This is a genomic window from Photobacterium galatheae (assembly GCF_000695255.1).
GTDB lineage: Bacteria > Pseudomonadota > Gammaproteobacteria > Enterobacterales > Vibrionaceae > Photobacterium > Photobacterium galatheae.
Genome location: NZ_JMIB01000017.1, coordinates 81,964 through 97,114, shown reverse-complemented (window position 1 = coordinate 97,114; position 15,151 = coordinate 81,964). Strand labels below are relative to the sequence as shown.

Below are 15,151 nucleotides of genomic sequence, written 5' to 3'. Positions count from 1 at the left end.
TGCCTTTTATTCTTGTTCGTCTTCAATCTGTGTCAGCAATTGCTCAAACGCATCACGCATCGCCTCTGAGGGCTGACCGTCATATTTCTTCTGCCAGCTCAGATCAAACACCTGCTGCGGGCTGACATCCGATAAACGCTGATGAGCCAGCGACGAGGTCTCTTCCTGCTGCCGGTAATGCGGTGTGATTTTAGCCAGCCGGACAGACTTGCCTTCCAGCGCCTGTAACACCTTCTCACGCAGCATGGCCTGCGGTTTATCCAGCAGCACCGGCACTTCGAGGAACGGCTGGTTTTCCCGTGGCCTGTCGTCGCTGTCCAGTGCCTTCAGTGCAGTCAGCACGGCTTTAAGCGGCTGAGGCTCGGCCGGCACTTTCAGCATCTCGACCACTCTGGGCACCGGGATCGGCTGAATCTCTGTGACGTTTTCCCCGTCCAGTGTCACCAGCACCACCTGATGCTTGTAGTGCCGCTCTGACATTGATAAAGGCAACGGCGAGCCGCTGTAACGAATATGCTCGGTCTGCGCAACCCGCTGGGCCAGATGCAAATGACCTAACGCGGCATAGCACAGCGACTCAGGAAAAATCGAAGCGGGCAATGCATGCTGGTTCCCGCCCAGCACCCGACGCTCCGACATTTCAGAAAGCTGCCCGGATGCCATGTAAACATGCCCCATGCCGATCAACGCCTGTCCTGGCGCTCGCTGTTGCATCGCGGCATCGGTGACCTGCTGATACAGAAGCTCGACCCCTTTGATCAGACGGTCGTCGTTCTTATCCAGATCTTCAGTTCGCAGATCACTGCTGCGCAAAAAGGGCACCGCCAGCACCCAGGCGGCGGTTTGGCCGCTTTGATTGGTGAGAGGCACCAGCAAGCGATCCATCTCTAACTGGCCGTGTGCATCACGACTGATCCCACCCACCAGATGCAGATCAAACGCCTTCAGCAGTTCATGGGGAGCATCAAGCTTACTCGGGGAATCGTGGTTCCCACCCGTGATAACCACGTTGAGGTCCGGCAGCGTTTTCGCCAGCCGGGCCAGAAAACGGTACAGCATCCGCCAGGCACTGGCAGGCGGATTGGCGGAATCGAAAATATCCCCCGCCACCAGCAGGGCATCAGCCTGCTCGGTCTCCAGTGTTTCTGCCAGCCAGTCGAGAAACTGCTGGTGTTCGTATTCACGTGGGTAGCCATGTAGCTGATGGCCAAGATGCCAGTCTGAGGTGTGGAGTATTTTCATGCTGTTAGAGTCATCACGCATCGGAATAATCAGAATATGGGGACGGATTGTACCTCAGCTATATCAAAGGAAGGTGAGCCGGCCGGAAAAAATTGCGACCGAGTAAGGCAGATTTCATCTGTCGGACTTCATCTGCCAAACAAGGCGTCCCAGCCTAGCATCGGATAGCAACTTGGGTATAAGATTGTCCACCCAATGCACAACCTAGGATTTGTCCCAACTATGCTGTGGTTTAAAAACCTGCTGACTTATCGCTTCAGCCGCGACATCAACATCAACCCGAATGAGCTGGAAAAGCAGCTGGAAGAGTTCCGGTTCACCCCTTGCGGCAGCCAGGATATCCAGAAATTCGGCTGGGTCTCTGCGCTGGGTAAACACGGGGATATGTATACGCACGTGGCCGGTGACAACATTCTGCTCTGTGTCCGTAAAGAAGAAAAAATGCTGCCTGCTTCTGTGATTAAAGAATCACTGAATGCCAAAGTAGAAGCGCAGGAAAAAGAACAGGGCCGCAAGCTGAAGAAAAACGAAAAAGACACCCTGAAAGATGAAATCGTGATGGATTTGCTGCCGCGCGCCTTCAGCCGCCGGAGCCACACCTATGCGCTGATCATGCCATCGCTGGGTTTACTACTGGTTGATGCTGGCAGTTTCAAAAAAGCAGAAGACCTGCTGGGCCTGCTGCGTAAATCCATTGGCAGCCTGCCCGTTGTACCAGTCACACTGACCAAACCGGCCGCACAAACCTTAACGGAGTGGGTCCGTTCCGGTGAATCACCAAACGGCTTTACCATTGGCGAAGAAGCCGAGCTGAAAGCAATTTTGGAAGATGGCGGCGTGATCCGCTGTAAACAACAAGATCTGGGCAGTGATGAAATTCTGGCTCACATCGAAGCAGATAAAGTTGTCACTAAATTGGCCATGAACTGGCAGGATCGGATTGACTTCGTTCTGGCCGACGATCTGTCTTTGAAACGCCTGAAGTTTTCGGATGAGCTGAAAGAGCAGAACGATGATATTGACCGTGAAGACATGGCACAACGTCTGGATGCTGATCTGTCGCTGATGTGTGGCGAACTCTCCGCCATTTTGCCGAACCTGTTCGATGTCATGGGTGGCTTAGAAGATCGCGTCTGATCAGACGTTTTCGTATCCGTTCATCTCAAGTCACACCCGTCACACTCCAATCAAAAGAAAACCCCCGCAGCTTCATCAGACGCGGGGGCTTTTTTTACTGCGAGAAAACCGGCTAGCTGGCGTCTTCGCGGACCAAAGGCTTCACGGTGAAACGACCGACATCAACAGCCACCACCTCAACTTCCTGCCCTTTTTCCAGCGTGTTGCCATGATAATCATGGCTCAACACCAGGACCCAGCTAATCCCGGAATATTTGACCTTTCCTGGTTGCTCATGACTAAGCGGTGCATCCAACCGGAATTTCAGACCGATGAAGTCGCTGCTGGTGTTGTTAACCGGTTTTTGCGATCGCTGGGAATTTTTCATCGGCTTCCACAGCAACAGCGTCAGCATTCCGGCACCAATCCCACTCACCCCGACCAAGGCCGTGAAAGTCTCTGGCACCACACCAACCAACGACAGCGTGCCCGTCAGTATCGCAGAGACCCCCAGCGCCAATAGCACGATGGTCGACAAACCCAGCATCCAGACCTCAATGGCAAGCAGCAGCAGGCCAATGACGATGGTTAACTGGGCCGGGCTTAATCCGAACAGCTCAGTCATGTGGATTACTCCTCAGTTAAACCCTGCAATGGTGCTTTCCCACCCTGCTGGCGGTTCAGCTGGTGAATGATGGTCATTGCCTCAGCAACAACATTGCTGGCAGAAGCGTTGCTGTCTGGCAGAAGCACCACAGAAGATTCTTTCGCAATGGCTTCTTTCGCCTGAATCGCCTTGCCAGCCAGATCCAACTGAATCGCTTTCTGGCCTTCGTCTGTTGCGGCAACCTGACCGATAATCGTCAGCGCATCGGCTTCTGCTCTTGAGACCGCCAGAATCGCCTGTGCTTCACCTTCCGCCTTCAGAACCTGCTCCGCTTTTTCAGCTTCCGCAGCCAGAACGCGGGCTTGTTTCATCCCTTCCGCGATATTGATTTCACTCTGGCGTTTCCCTTCAGATTCCAGGATCACAGCGCGCTTTTCCCGCTCCGCTTTCATCTGACGCTCCATCGCATCCAATACGGAGCGCGGCGGTTCAATATCTTTGATTTCATAGCGCAGCACCTGAACGCCCCAAGGCATCGCAGCATCATTAATCGCTGAAACAATCGCGGTGTTCAGGTTTTCACGCTCTTCAAATGTTTTGTCGAGATCCATCTTACCGACTTCACTCCGCATCGTCGTTTGCGCCAGCTGGGTCACCGAGAAAATGTAGTCATCGACACCGTAGCTGGATTTGTAAGGGTCAATGACCTTGATATACAGCACACCGTCAACCACCAGCGAAATGTTATCTTTGGTAATCGCCGACTGGCTCGGTACATCGTACGCCTGCTCTTTCAGAGTCTGACTGTAGGCCACGCGATCAATGAATGGCACCAGAAAGTTCAGACCAGCTTCCATGGTCTTGTGGTATTTACCGAATCGCTCCACCACAACGGCCGTATTTTGCGGCACAAACTTAATCGCCCCCCGAAGAATGACGATGATCAGAATCGCCAGAACAACCCAGATACTGAGTAAAGATGACATCATATTGAAGATTTCCATCATTGGTTTCCAACTAAATGCAATGAGTTAAGCATTATGAAATTATTAGAGTAAAACGAACAGCCCTAAATACACCCGAGGCTCAGGAAGCGAGCCGGCTCTCTCTTTATAAACGACCAAATGCGTATGGAACTTAGCCGATATCACGGACGAAGGCGAAAACACACACATAGCTGTCGCAAATAATACCCATAAAAAGTTTCAGGCTATTTGCCAGCGCGCACCCTTCACAGTAAAATCCGCCCTCTGTTTTTTCGTCTCCCGTATGTTTATCTCCGGATGAACAGGAGTTCGACCTGATCTGACATCAGACTTTGACCCACAAAGGGGAATCCCGAGTTATGTTTAAACCTGAATTGTTATCGCCTGCCGGCAGCCTGAAAAACATGCGCTACGCCTTCGCCTATGGCGCCGATGCCGTTTACGCCGGCCAGCCACGTTACAGCCTGCGTGTCCGCAACAACGAGTTCAACCATGAGAACCTGAAAATTGGGATCGACGAAGCCCATGCTCAGGGCAAAAAGTTCTATGTGGTCTGTAACATTCAGCCTCATAACTCAAAACTGAAGACCTTCATCCGCGACCTGACCCCGATTATCGACATGGGTCCGGATGCCCTGATCATGTCTGATCCGGGCCTGATCATGATGGTGCGTGAAAGTTTCCCGGACATGCCAATCCATCTGTCAGTGCAGGCGAATGCCGTCAACTGGGCGACCGTAAAATTCTGGGCGTCACAAGGCGTTGAGCGTGTCATCCTGTCGCGTGAACTGTCTCTGGAAGAAATCGAAGAAATCCGCGAGAAATGCCCGGACACTGAACTGGAAATCTTTGTACATGGTGCGCTGTGCATGGCTTATTCTGGCCGATGCCTGCTGTCTGGATATATGAACAAGCGTGATCCGAATCAGGGCACCTGTACCAATGCCTGCCGCTGGGAATACAAAGCTGAGGCAGCAAAAGAAGACGACGCCGGTCAGATCGTTGAAGTTCAGGATGCCAGTGCGGCTGTTCAGATCCAGGACGTTGCACCAACGCTGGGAGAAGGGCAAACCACAGATCAGGTCATTCTGCTCAGTGAAAGCCACCGTCCGGAAGAAAAAATGGCGGCATTCGAAGATGAGCATGGCACCTATATCATGAACTCCAAAGACCTGCGGGCGGTTCAGCACGTCGAGCGACTGAGCCAGATGGGTGTTCATTCTCTCAAGATTGAGGGCCGGACCAAGTCATTCTACTACTGTGCCCGAACTGCTCAGGTTTACCGGAAAGCCATTGATGATGCAGCCGAAGGCAAGCCTTTTGATGAGACTCTCATGAGCACGCTGGAAAGTCTGGCACACCGGGGTTACACCGAAGGCTTCCTGCGCCGTCATACCCACGATACGTACCAGAACTATGACTACGGTTACTCTATTTCCGACAGTCAGCAGTTTGTCGGGGAGTTTACAGGTCAGCGACGTGGCGAACTGGCTGAAGTTGAAGTGCGGAATAAATTCATGGTGGGTGACAGTCTGGAGCTGATGACCCCGAACGGTAACATCACTTTCACGCTGGAAGCTATGGAGAACCGTAAGTCTGAATCAATTACCGATGCCAAAGGCAGCGGTCACTTCGTCTTCATTCCGGTACCGGAAGATCTGGATCTGTCGTATGCCCTGCTGATGCGGAATCTGACTGGCAACGCAACCACCCGGAACCCAACCGCAGCCTAATCTGCTATCCACCGTATTGCTGTCATCCGGCAATACGGTGGCCGATTAACGATTGACGGTCACATTCGGAATATCAGAGCATTTGATAGGTATCGTGTACCTGACCCCCTGCTGCATCATTTCCTGCTGACAGATCGGCTCTGTCGTCATTTCCGTCCAGCCCCACCCAAGAATAATAGAGACGACAATCAACGCTATGGGGTCTAATCTCACCTTCATTTACTGCTCCCCCGCAAATATCAGGAACCACGAAAGTAACCTGCAACCATTTCAGGCACTTCACTTCAACCTCAATGCCAGCCGGACGAATTGCTGCTGATCGCCCGAAACTAACATTGTCACGAACACCTATGATGTGCGGCTAAGTCGCAAATAACGTTAAATCGACCCCAATCCGTCAAAATCTGACGAAAATATCACCATGCACCCGTTTTATTTGGCCTTTCCGACTTCTGTGCTAAACTTTGCGGCGTTTGATTTCCTTTCATTTTTTGGGGACATATCACACCCCGCGAAAGATCGAACGCATCTTTCAGCTAACGCATTGAATTTCTGCGGATGTAATCTTATGGCCTTACTCATTACCGACAAATGTATCAACTGTGACATGTGCGATCCTGAGTGTCCGAATGACGCGATCAGCATGGGGGATGCCATTTACGAGATCGATCCGGCACGCTGTACCGAATGCAAAGGTCATTATGAGAAGCCGACCTGTCAGTCGGTCTGTCCGATCAACAACTGCATCATCCCCGATCCCGCACATATCGAGACCGAGGACGTTCTGTTGGAAAAATTCGTACAATTGCAGGGTCTGGCCTGATCCTGCGGTCTATTGCGCGACCTTCTTCGCTTTCTTCAAATCAACCGCATATTGATCATTATCCGGCACCGGATCTGCGCCATTCAGCATCGCCATACAGCCTGCCGGGGGTAAGGGTTTGAGGACTGGACGTTTCTTGGCGGGTTTCGCTTTAGCCGTTTGACGCTCAGTGACAGGCTTCGGCTTCCAGGAAGCCAGTTCTGCGCCACAGCCATCTCCCGGCGGTGGCGGAAGCTGTGCCTTACACTGCCCCTCTCCCTGCGGACAATGCAGCCGGACATGAAAATGATAATAATGCCCCCACCAGGGCCTGACTTTGCGTAGCCAGCGGCGATCCGTCCATTTTGCAGCGCAGAGCTGTTCTTTAATCACCGGATGAACAAAGATCCGGGCAACCTTCTCGTCTGACGCGGCCATCTGAATCAGATTCGCCTGATTCTCCGTCCAGTTTTCCTGAATAATCTGGTATGCCTTCAAATCGACCATGGGTAAAGGCTGGAGTGTTTCCAGCTCCTGTTCAGAGGCAGGCTGTTCCAGTGTGGTCAGCCAGATATCAGCATCCAGACCGGTCTGATGGCTGGCATGTCCGGAACGAAAACGTCCGCCCCGAGGCATGGCAATATCACTGACCAGCAAGTGACCCAACCGAAGTTTGCTCGCTTTGGCCGACAACTGCTCAAGAAAAGCAATCATACTTTGATGACCATAATAGCGGCCCCGTTCTGAACGCACCCGCTGATAGCCATCGCCCTCAGCCGGAAGCGGGATCGCACCCGCCAGGCAGCCATTACTGTAACTGCCAATCGCCTGCGGCTGACCCGTGGTCGGGGTCTCAAAATGTTCCCAGGGGGTCGACCACGCAGGCAAACTCATCACGCCGCACGCCACACTGCCCCACAATAAAAACGATACAGACGCCCGCTGAAGAGCAGAGCGCTCCACATTCATCATCGCCAGGCAGTCTGTCAGGAAATAGATGGGAAGCACCGGGGTTCACCTTATGATTAATTTGCGACATTAATCACATAAGCTTATACCATCCGGACTACTTTATTTGCTGATCAAGGTTGAGAATGGTCAGCGCATTGCTCACGCTAGTCGCCAGCACATCTACGACACCGGAACGCAGCGCGCCCAACAAGGCCAGCGCTTTGCTGTTCTCCGCCGCGGTCACCACGACCGTCGGAATATGACGCAATTCCTCCATACTCAGGCCAATCACCCGATCGCTCATCATGGTGTCGGAGCGCTTGCCCTGACTGTCAAAAAAGTCATACCCGGCGATATCCCCGACCACACCTTTACGAATACGGGCTTCAACAATTTCCTGCGGGGTAAACCAGCCCATTTTGACCATGTGGCTGTTTTCATTCATATCCCCGACACCAACCAGTGCCAGATCGGCACGGCGGGCTCGGTCCAGCGTTTCCTTCACCGTACTGTTTTGCATAAAAGCGTCTTTAACGCGGATATCCGCAACATATGCCGGGGCATACAGGGTTTCACTGATCCCGTCATATTTCTTCGCCAGCTGTCGGCAGATATGGTCGGCATTGATGGCATTGCCCGAACGGTGTGTCCCGCCAATCCCGCAAACAAACCGGCAGTGACGGTGTGGCACCACCCCGACATGACTGGCAATCGCGGCAATGTTACGCCCCTGTCCGACAGCCACCACCATGTCGTCGGTCAAGGTCGCAGCGAGATAACTGGAAACCAGACTGGCGACCTGCTGACGCTGGGCTTCCTCATCCGGCTGATCCAGGGCGATCAGGGCACGTTTCAGTTGAAAGCGATCGATCAACTGCTGTTCCAGCTTTTCACTGAAAACTGGGTGATACTTGACGGTAATTTCCACCACGCCCTCGTCACGCGCACGACGCAGCAGCCGACCCACTTTGGCCCGCGACATCCCGAAACGCTGCGAGATTTCTTCCTGTGTGGCACCATCCTGATAATACGCAATGGCAATTTCGGTCAGTTGATCACTGTCGACCTGTGCCGCATCCGTGGTGTTAAGATTCATCGTCAAGTCCTTAGCTTATCCAGACCCGGCTATCTTACCCTGTCCCGCCACACCGTGCGAGGCATGGACCTGTACAGCTTTACCAACATCTGACAGGTTCGTGCTGTACAGCTTTCTGAGCAAAAAGAACACCGCAGACCAAACCAACCTAACCAATTGATTTATATATGGCGATCAGCTTGTACAGCTTTTTGACCTCCATAACCCAAAAGCTCAAAAAGCTGATCACCTGCAACATGAACCCACTAGCCGGTGGTTCCCCAAGTCAGTTCTACGGCTTCGCGACGGGCAAAACGGTCAAAGTGAGATTTCACAATGTCTTTGACCACTTCCAGCGCCTCATCAGATGCCGCCTGGCATTCAATCGTCAGCATGGATTCTGTCGCATGAAACGCGCATGTCCCCATATCAAAGAAAACCCGGCCCTGCTGATCATCCCACTCTGCTTGCACTTTATGATTGAAATGCTTGCACAAATGGCGAAGGTATTTACTGCCGTCCGGGGTTTGAATCTGTGTGGTCACGTGATGATTCATGTCTGTTTTTCCTGTTTAGTTCGCAATAAACCGTCAATATAACACAGGAATGAGAATGATTATCAAGCGTGATTTTATTGAGGACTGTCTATATTTGTTTCCATTTCAACAAGATGGGCGTTCAGCCATCGGTCCTGCCAGCGAACACTGACGACAACACGCCTCACTCCAGTGACGGGCACATCCGGATAGAACCTGAGTTCGAGGAACACCGGTGTCTGATGCAGGTGCAACGCCTCTTGCTGTACCACGGGCAGCTGTTCTGGCTGGCTTCGAAACACTTCCAGCACAGATTCGGCCTGGCTCACGGCCGAAAGCGTCACCAGTGCATTTTCAGCCTGAATATTCAGATAAGCCTGCAGCTTCATCATGCCAGCCAGTCCGACACTCACCAGCAAGAGCGCCACCAGAACTTCAAAAACACTGAAGCCCTTCTGCCTGACTTGGGTGTACCGAGCACGCTTAAAAATCATGCCATGACCCGCGTACCCATCGCAGCACAACTTGCTCTCCGGCCTGCGCTTTTTCAGCATCTGACCACACCCGGCAATCCGATGGCTCTTCTGACCTGCACACCAGAATTTCAGCTTGCTGAGCAAGACGGACTCGCGCTTTTCCGGCCACCAGAGACGCCGCGCTGAACTGGTAACGCCCGTCGTGGACTTGCGCCACTTGCACGGTCAGTTGCCGCGTATCGTCTGACTGATTGCAAGTGGCCAACCCAGCCTCAAGCTTCGTTTCAGGCATGATATCAGGCATGGTTTCAGCCGTGATTTCAAACAGGGGTGTGGATTGCGTCTTGAGCTGTGCCTGAAACTGATGAAAAGCACAAATGAGTCCACCTTCCGCCAGCCAGTGTGCCTGACGAGAAAGCACACTATTTTGCGCCCGTTTCACCTGATACAGCGTGGTACCCGCACTGCTCAGCACAAAAACCATAGCGACCGACAGCATCATACTGGTGATCAATAGGGTCGCCATTCCCTGCATATCAGGACGTGAACGAACAATCATCAGGACGGATTCCTGAGGCTCAGCGACATAGATTCCTGATGACTGACCGAACCATCCAACGCCTGTACTGTCAGCGAAAATTGCAGCAACTGACCTGTATGGCGCTCCTGAGACCATGATTTTGTGGCAACCTGCCAGTCTGTGATTGTCATCCACCGGGAATCCAGCAACGCCTGTCCCCCGTGGCAGGCCTGCTCTGGTGAAGAAAACGCGGTACTGGATGAGCGAACCCTGAACTCTCCATCTTCCAGATAATAGGCTTTCACGACAGCCCCATCACTGAGTTCATATTGCATCACGACACACTGTGCTGCGGTAACATGCACGGTGTGCAAGGCACCATTGAGACGTAACGGTTCATCGACCTGTACCTGATAACCCGCCCGGCGTAAATCCGTCGTCAGCATCCGCCAGGCGTCCTGTACATCCTGCGCCAGCATCAGTTGTGTTGCCCGACCGACGGCGGCCCGTTGACCCGCCATCAATAAGTGCACCAACAGAGAAAGCACCATCAAACTGAGCGCACTGGCCACCACCACTTCCAGCAGACTGAATCCAGACATCGAATGCTTAGCAGGCTGCATAGCCATACTCACCTTGCGGACTGCAGACATAAATACGGCCCGTGACATTACTGAATGTGATGCGAGCCAAAACCGCCTGATCGCGGGAAACATACAAGCTGCCGGCCGAATGAGGCCGTCCGGTCAGTGGATCGAAAGACACCGCTTCACTGGAAAAACTGCGGCTGAGCTGAAAGGGCACAGACTCATGACCCAAGAGAACCTTGGTCACTGGCGTCCCCTCAGCGAGCACCGCCGCTATCTGCCAGTCTTGTGGACTGAAGGCGTGTGTCTCGGAAAAGCGCGGCACATGCCGAAACAGAACCTGAACCACCTCCCCCTGAGTAACCGCTTCCGATTTCGCCTGAACCAGCAGCCATTCCAGCTCGCTGACCAAGCGATGAAGCCGCTGTTTGGCCATGATTTCCGAAAACGACGGTACCGCAGCAGAGACAACGAATACAATAAAAAGCAAGACCACCACGATTTCCAGCAGTGTCATACCGAACTCACTCGCAGCACAGTGCAATCGCTCTGGCTGGTTATCTTTGCCTTTCCGGCACATCTCCCAACTTCCCACTTCCCTCAACGCCAGTCCCTCTTTTCGCTGGTCGTCATGATGACAAAGCGTCAGGATAAAACAGCGCCCAAAGGCTCACACAGTGAAGTCAATCGAAAGGAAATCAGGATGATGAAAACCGTCAAACAACAGGGAGTGACCCTGGTCGAACTACTGATTGTCGTTGTGCTTATCGGGATTCTGGCCGTGTTTGCCCACCCGACCTATGTGTCACAACAGCATCAGGCGTATCTCCGTCAGGCACAGACCGATTTAATCATGTTGCAACTGGCGATTGAACAGAAGAGAACTGAGAGCAATCATACCCCGGCAGCCCTGGATGAACGCCTTTGCCCGGCCTGCCAGTTTGACAATCCGTACTATCAATACCGGATCGTTCACAATGCGCGTCAATACACCCTACTGGCTGAGCAAAAACGAGAGATTGCCCATTGTCAGAGTCTGGGCATTCAACCCAATGGCCGCACGTTCCCGCCGGAATGCTGGTAACGATGCTGAGGTTCACGAATCCGTCAAAAAGAAAAAGGCCGACATCAAGGTCGGCCTTCGCGTTTTCAATGAGAGAGGCTATTTAGCCAGTCAGATCATCAAAGAACTTTTTCACACCATCGAAGAAACCTTCGGAGCGTGGTTTATGCTTCTTTGCATCAGAGCCGGTCAGGGTCTTTTCAAACTCCTGCAGCAGTTCTTTCTGACGAGTGCTCAGGTTCACCGGGGTCTCAACCACCAGCTTACAGATCAGGTCGCCCACAGCACCGCCACGCACAGACTTCACGCCTTTGCCGCGCATCCGGAACATACGTCCGGTCTGAGTTTCAGACGGTACTTTCAGGCTGACACGACCATCCAGTGTCGGCACTTCCACTTCGCCTCCCAGGGCAGCCATGGTAAAGCTGACCGGAACTTCGCAGTACAGGTTGTTGCCATCACGATCAAAAATCGCGTGTTTCTGCACATGAACCTGAACATACAGATCACCGGCTGGCGCACCGAATTCTCCGGCTTCACCCTCACCCGTCAGGCGGATACGGTCACCCGTGTCCACACCGGCAGGGATCTTCACAGACAGCGTCTTGGTTTCCTGAACCCGGCCCTGACCGTGACACTTACCACATGGATCGGTGATGATCTGGCCGCGACCATGACAGTGCGGACAGGTCTGCTGAACGGCAAAGAAACCCTGACGCATCTGCACCTGACCGGAACCATGACAGGTGCCACAGGTGGTTGGTGAAGAGCCTTTCTTCGCACCGGAACCGTCACAAGTGTCACAGTTCACCAGCGTTGGCACGCGAATTTCCTTGGAACAGCCACGAACGGCTTCTTCCAGGGTCAGCTCCATGTTGTAGCGGAGATCCGCCCCACGCTGTGCACGCGGCTGGCCACCCCGACGGCCACCGCCACCGAAGATATCGCCAAAGACATCACCGAAAATGTCGCTGAAATCTGCGCCGCCACCAAAGCCGCCGCCACCACCCATACCACCTTGCTCAAAGGCAGCATGGCCGTACTGATCGTAGGCTGCTTTTTTCTGCGGATCGGTCAGAATTTCATAAGCAGTTTTCACTTCTTTGAATTTGTCTGCCGCGCTCTCATCACCCGGATTACGGTCTGGGTGGAATTTCATTGCCAGACGCTTATAGGCCTTTTTGATGTCACGCTCACTGGCGTCACGGCCTACGCCTAACACTTCGTAAAAATCACGTTTTGACATATTAAACTGTCACCTGCCTTGATACAGCTGCGGGCGTAAGAGTTCCCCCTAAACGCCCGCGCCCAAATAAGATTATGAAATCACACTCTTATTTTTTATCGTCTTTAACTTCTTCGAACTCAGCATCAACAACATCGTCGTCTTTCGACTGAGCCTGCTCACCAGCGTCGGCTTGTTGTGCCTGTGCCTGAGCTTGCTGCTGAGCGATTTCCATCAGCTTTTGAGACGCTGCAATCAGTGCCTGAACTTTGGCATCAATTGCTTCTTTATCTTCGCCTTTGCGTGCTTCTTCCAGTTCAGAAACCGCAGCTTCGATCTTCTCTTTCTCGTCCGCTGGCAGTGCATCGCCCGCTTCTTCGATTTGCTTACGAGTGCCGTGGACCAACTGGTCAGCCTGGTTACGGGCAGAAACTAACTCTTCGAACTTTTTGTCCGCTTCTTTGTTCGCTTCTGCTTCCTGAACCATTTTCTCGATTTCGTCGTCGCTCAGACCGCCAGATGCCTGAATGGTGATCTTCTGCTCTTTACCAGTGCTCTTGTCTTTCGCAGACACGTGCAGGATACCGTCGGCATCCAGGTCAAAGATCACTTCGATCTGAGGCATACCGCGTGGTGCTGGCTGAATGCCTTCCAGGTTAAACTGACCCAGAGACTTGTTGAAGTTCGCTTGCTTACGCTCACCCTGCAGCACGTGAATTGTTACTGCACTCTGGTTGTCTTCAGCCGTCGAGAACACTTGCTCCGCTTTCGTTGGGATTGTGGTGTTCTTCTCGATCAGCTTGGTCATCACACCGCCCATGGTTTCGATACCCAGAGACAGAGGCGTAACGTCCAGCAGCAGGACGTCTTTCACGTCACCCGCCAGAACACCGCCCTGAACTGCAGCACCAACCGCAACCGCTTCGTCTGGGTTCACGTCTTTACGTGCTTCTTTACCGAAGAACTCAGCAACTTTCGCCTGAACCATTGGCATACGGGTTTGACCACCCACCAGAATCACGTCAGTGATTTCGCTGACAGACAGGTCGGCATCTGCCAGAGCAACTTTCATTGGCTCCAGAGAACGCTGTACCAGATCTTCAACCAGTGACTCCAGTTTCGCACGGGTCACTTTGATGTTCATGTGTTTTGGACCAGTCGCATCTGCAGTGATGTACGGCAGGTTCACGTCAGTCTGCTGTGCAGAAGACAGCTCGATCTTCGCTTTCTCAGCCGCTTCTTTCAGACGCTGCATCGCCAGTGGATCTTTACGCAGGTCAATTGCTTGTTCTTTCTTGAACTCGTCAACGAGGTAGTTGATCAGACGGTTATCGAAGTCTTCACCACCCAGGTGGGTATCACCATTGGTTGCCAGAACTTCAAAGGTTTTCTCGCCTTCAACTTCATCGATTTCGATGATAGAGATATCGAACGTACCACCACCCAGGTCATAAACTGCGATCGTGCGGTCACCGCCTTTCTTGTCCAGGCCGTAAGCCAGGGCAGCTGCTGTTGGTTCGTTGATAATACGCTTCACTTCCAGACCCGCGATACGGCCGGCATCTTTGGTTGCCTGACGTTGCGCATCGTTGAAGTACGCAGGAACAGTAATCACTGCACCCGTTACAGTTTCGCCCAGGTAGTCTTCTGCTGTTTTCTTCATTTTCTTCAGAACTTCAGCGGAAACCTGAGGTGCTGCCATTTTCTGGCCTTTCGCTTCAACCCAAGCGTCGCCGTTATCTGCTTTCACAATTTTGAAAGGCATGATTTCGATGTCGCGCTGTACTTCTTCATCTTCGAAGCGGCGACCGATCAGACGCTTGATTGCAAACAGGGTGTTTTCTGGGTTTGTCACCGCCTGACGTTTCGCAGGCTGACCGACCAGTGTCTCGCCATCTTGTGTATAGGCGATGATTGAAGGCGTTGTACGATCGCCCTCTGCGTTTTCAATAACGCGTGGCTTATCACCATCCAGTACAGCTACACATGAGTTGGTTGTACCCAAGTCAATACCAATGATTCTACCCATCAGGCTCTCTCCGAAATTCGTTGGTTTACTGGCTTCGTCCTGTTCATCACAGTGACGAGCTTGGGGCGCTTGGCCCGCGATTCTGTTATTACGGTATCGTATGACTACTAAATAAGGCCGACCGATACCTTTTCAAGGGGCAGATCGAAAAAAAATTAAAAAAATAAAACCCACCGAAGTGGGCTTTCTTTCCATTCCGCCCT

The 15,151-nt window shown here is 52.6% G+C and carries 17 protein-coding genes; 4 read left to right on the top strand and 13 right to left on the bottom strand.

The window, feature by feature from the left end; all coding sequences use genetic code 11:
* Positions 1-6: 6 nt before the first annotated feature.
* Positions 7-1,242 carry an exonuclease SbcCD subunit D C-terminal domain-containing protein gene (locus EA58_RS08800; protein WP_036751619.1) on the bottom strand — a complete coding sequence of 412 codons (1,236 nt, stop codon included), beginning with the start codon at positions 1,240-1,242 and terminating at the stop codon, positions 7-9.
* A 225-nt stretch (positions 1,243-1,467) separates the two neighbouring features.
* On the opposite strand from EA58_RS08800, the gene rdgC reads away from it, so the two are divergent.
* Complete coding sequence (gene rdgC / locus EA58_RS08795; protein WP_200872173.1) at positions 1,468-2,379, top strand: recombination-associated protein RdgC; 912 nt, start codon at positions 1,468-1,470, stop codon at positions 2,377-2,379.
* A 112-nt stretch (positions 2,380-2,491) separates the two neighbouring features.
* Here rdgC and EA58_RS08790 read toward each other — a convergent pair whose 3' ends face one another.
* Together EA58_RS08790 and EA58_RS08785 are read right to left on the bottom strand one after the other, a co-directional pair.
* Positions 2,492-2,983, bottom strand: a complete 492-nt coding sequence (locus tag EA58_RS08790) for an NfeD family protein (RefSeq protein WP_036751476.1) — start codon at positions 2,981-2,983, stop codon at positions 2,492-2,494.
* 5 nt (positions 2,984-2,988) lie between these two features.
* Positions 2,989-3,954 (bottom strand): SPFH domain-containing protein, encoded by a 966-nt coding sequence (locus EA58_RS08785; protein WP_235199582.1) that lies wholly within the window; start codon positions 3,952-3,954, stop codon positions 2,989-2,991.
* A gap of 356 nt (positions 3,955-4,310) precedes the next feature.
* Between EA58_RS08785 and trhP the strand changes: the two genes are divergently transcribed.
* Positions 4,311-5,684, top strand: coding sequence for a prephenate-dependent tRNA uridine(34) hydroxylase TrhP (trhP, locus tag EA58_RS08780; RefSeq protein WP_036751473.1), 1,374 nt, complete (start codon positions 4,311-4,313; stop codon positions 5,682-5,684).
* Positions 5,685-5,729: 45 nt separating this feature from the next.
* Here the strand turns inward: trhP and EA58_RS21675 are convergent, their stop codons facing one another.
* Positions 5,730-5,903, bottom strand: a complete 174-nt coding sequence (locus EA58_RS21675) for a hypothetical protein (RefSeq protein WP_161781024.1) — start codon at positions 5,901-5,903, stop codon at positions 5,730-5,732.
* A 349-nt stretch (positions 5,904-6,252) separates the two neighbouring features.
* Here EA58_RS21675 and EA58_RS08775 point away from each other — a divergent pair, with 349 nt between their 5' ends.
* A complete protein-coding gene (locus tag EA58_RS08775) occupies positions 6,253-6,507 on the top strand; it encodes a YfhL family 4Fe-4S dicluster ferredoxin (protein ID WP_036751471.1) in 255 nt (84 codons plus the stop codon).
* Between the two features lie 9 nt (positions 6,508-6,516).
* Here EA58_RS08775 and mepA read toward each other — a convergent pair whose 3' ends face one another.
* The 7 genes from mepA to EA58_RS21550 form a co-directional block, all read right to left on the bottom strand.
* A complete protein-coding gene (mepA, locus tag EA58_RS08770) occupies positions 6,517-7,380 on the bottom strand; it encodes a penicillin-insensitive murein endopeptidase (RefSeq protein ID WP_152547973.1) in 864 nt (287 codons plus the stop codon).
* Between the two features lie 172 nt (positions 7,381-7,552).
* Complete coding sequence (locus EA58_RS08765; protein WP_036751470.1) at positions 7,553-8,533, bottom strand: sugar-binding transcriptional regulator; 981 nt, start codon at positions 8,531-8,533, stop codon at positions 7,553-7,555.
* A gap of 245 nt (positions 8,534-8,778) precedes the next feature.
* Positions 8,779-9,069: a DUF2218 domain-containing protein gene (locus tag EA58_RS08760; protein WP_036751467.1), complete on the bottom strand. Its 291-nt coding sequence runs from the start codon at positions 9,067-9,069 to the stop codon at positions 8,779-8,781.
* Positions 9,070-9,143: 74 nt separating this feature from the next.
* The gene (locus EA58_RS20860) at positions 9,144-9,542 is read right to left on the bottom strand and encodes a prepilin-type N-terminal cleavage/methylation domain-containing protein (RefSeq protein ID WP_051641969.1); all 399 of its coding nucleotides are present in this window, start codon (positions 9,540-9,542) and stop codon (positions 9,144-9,146) included.
* Positions 9,532-10,083: a hypothetical protein gene (locus EA58_RS08750; protein ID WP_036751465.1), complete on the bottom strand. Its 552-nt coding sequence runs from the start codon at positions 10,081-10,083 to the stop codon at positions 9,532-9,534. The genes EA58_RS20860 and EA58_RS08750 overlap by 11 nt, the downstream gene beginning before the upstream one ends.
* Positions 10,083-10,667, bottom strand: coding sequence for a hypothetical protein (locus tag EA58_RS08745; RefSeq protein WP_036751463.1), 585 nt, complete (start codon positions 10,665-10,667; stop codon positions 10,083-10,085). The genes EA58_RS08750 and EA58_RS08745 overlap by 1 nt, the downstream gene beginning before the upstream one ends.
* Positions 10,654-11,211, bottom strand: a complete 558-nt coding sequence (locus tag EA58_RS21550; RefSeq protein WP_036751461.1) for a GspH/FimT family pseudopilin — start codon at positions 11,209-11,211, stop codon at positions 10,654-10,656. Before EA58_RS21550 ends, EA58_RS08745 begins: the two co-directional genes overlap by 14 nt.
* Positions 11,212-11,334: 123 nt before the next feature.
* Here EA58_RS21550 and EA58_RS21670 point away from each other — a divergent pair, with 123 nt between their 5' ends.
* On the top strand, positions 11,335-11,715 hold the full coding sequence (locus EA58_RS21670) for a type IV pilin protein (RefSeq protein WP_051641968.1): 381 nt from the start codon (positions 11,335-11,337) through the stop codon (positions 11,713-11,715).
* Positions 11,716-11,797: 82 nt separating this feature from the next.
* Here the strand turns inward: EA58_RS21670 and dnaJ are convergent, their stop codons facing one another.
* Together dnaJ and dnaK are read right to left on the bottom strand one after the other, a co-directional pair.
* Entirely contained in the window at positions 11,798-12,940 is a 1,143-nt protein-coding gene (dnaJ, locus tag EA58_RS08730) for a molecular chaperone DnaJ (protein ID WP_036751459.1), read from the bottom strand.
* An 88-nt stretch (positions 12,941-13,028) separates the two neighbouring features.
* Positions 13,029-14,948 (bottom strand): molecular chaperone DnaK, encoded by a 1,920-nt coding sequence (gene dnaK / locus EA58_RS08725; RefSeq protein ID WP_036751457.1) that lies wholly within the window; start codon positions 14,946-14,948, stop codon positions 13,029-13,031.
* Positions 14,949-15,151 lie beyond the last annotated feature (203 nt).

Bases quoted from the DNA above. Each gene is read 5' to 3' on its own strand.
- EA58_RS08800 (WP_036751619.1), bottom strand. From the start codon at position 1,242: ATGAAAATACTCCACACCTCAGACTGGCATCTTGGCCATCAGCTACAT.
- EA58_RS08790 (WP_036751476.1), bottom strand. From the start codon at position 2,983: ATGACTGAGCTGTTCGGATTAAGCCCGGCCCAGTTAACCATCGTCATT.
- EA58_RS08785 (WP_235199582.1), bottom strand. From the start codon at position 3,954: ATGATGTCATCTTTACTCAGTATCTGGGTTGTTCTGGCGATTCTGATC.
- trhP (WP_036751473.1), top strand. From the start codon at position 4,311: ATGTTTAAACCTGAATTGTTATCGCCTGCCGGCAGCCTGAAAAACATG.
- EA58_RS21675 (WP_161781024.1), bottom strand. From the start codon at position 5,903: ATGAAGGTGAGATTAGACCCCATAGCGTTGATTGTCGTCTCTATTATT.
- EA58_RS08775 (WP_036751471.1), top strand. From the start codon at position 6,253: ATGGCCTTACTCATTACCGACAAATGTATCAACTGTGACATGTGCGAT.
- mepA (WP_152547973.1), bottom strand. From the start codon at position 7,380: ATGAGTTTGCCTGCGTGGTCGACCCCCTGGGAACATTTTGAGACCCCG.
- EA58_RS08765 (WP_036751470.1), bottom strand. From the start codon at position 8,533: ATGAATCTTAACACCACGGATGCGGCACAGGTCGACAGTGATCAACTG.
- EA58_RS08760 (WP_036751467.1), bottom strand. From the start codon at position 9,069: ATGAATCATCACGTGACCACACAGATTCAAACCCCGGACGGCAGTAAA.
- EA58_RS20860 (WP_051641969.1), bottom strand. From the start codon at position 9,542: ATGATTTTTAAGCGTGCTCGGTACACCCAAGTCAGGCAGAAGGGCTTC.
- EA58_RS08750 (WP_036751465.1), bottom strand. From the start codon at position 10,083: ATGATTGTTCGTTCACGTCCTGATATGCAGGGAATGGCGACCCTATTG.
- EA58_RS08745 (WP_036751463.1), bottom strand. From the start codon at position 10,667: ATGCAGCCTGCTAAGCATTCGATGTCTGGATTCAGTCTGCTGGAAGTG.
- EA58_RS21550 (WP_036751461.1), bottom strand. From the start codon at position 11,211: ATGTGCCGGAAAGGCAAAGATAACCAGCCAGAGCGATTGCACTGTGCT.
- EA58_RS21670 (WP_051641968.1), top strand. From the start codon at position 11,335: ATGATGAAAACCGTCAAACAACAGGGAGTGACCCTGGTCGAACTACTG.
- dnaJ (WP_036751459.1), bottom strand. From the start codon at position 12,940: ATGTCAAAACGTGATTTTTACGAAGTGTTAGGCGTAGGCCGTGACGCC.
- dnaK (WP_036751457.1), bottom strand. From the start codon at position 14,948: ATGGGTAGAATCATTGGTATTGACTTGGGTACAACCAACTCATGTGTA.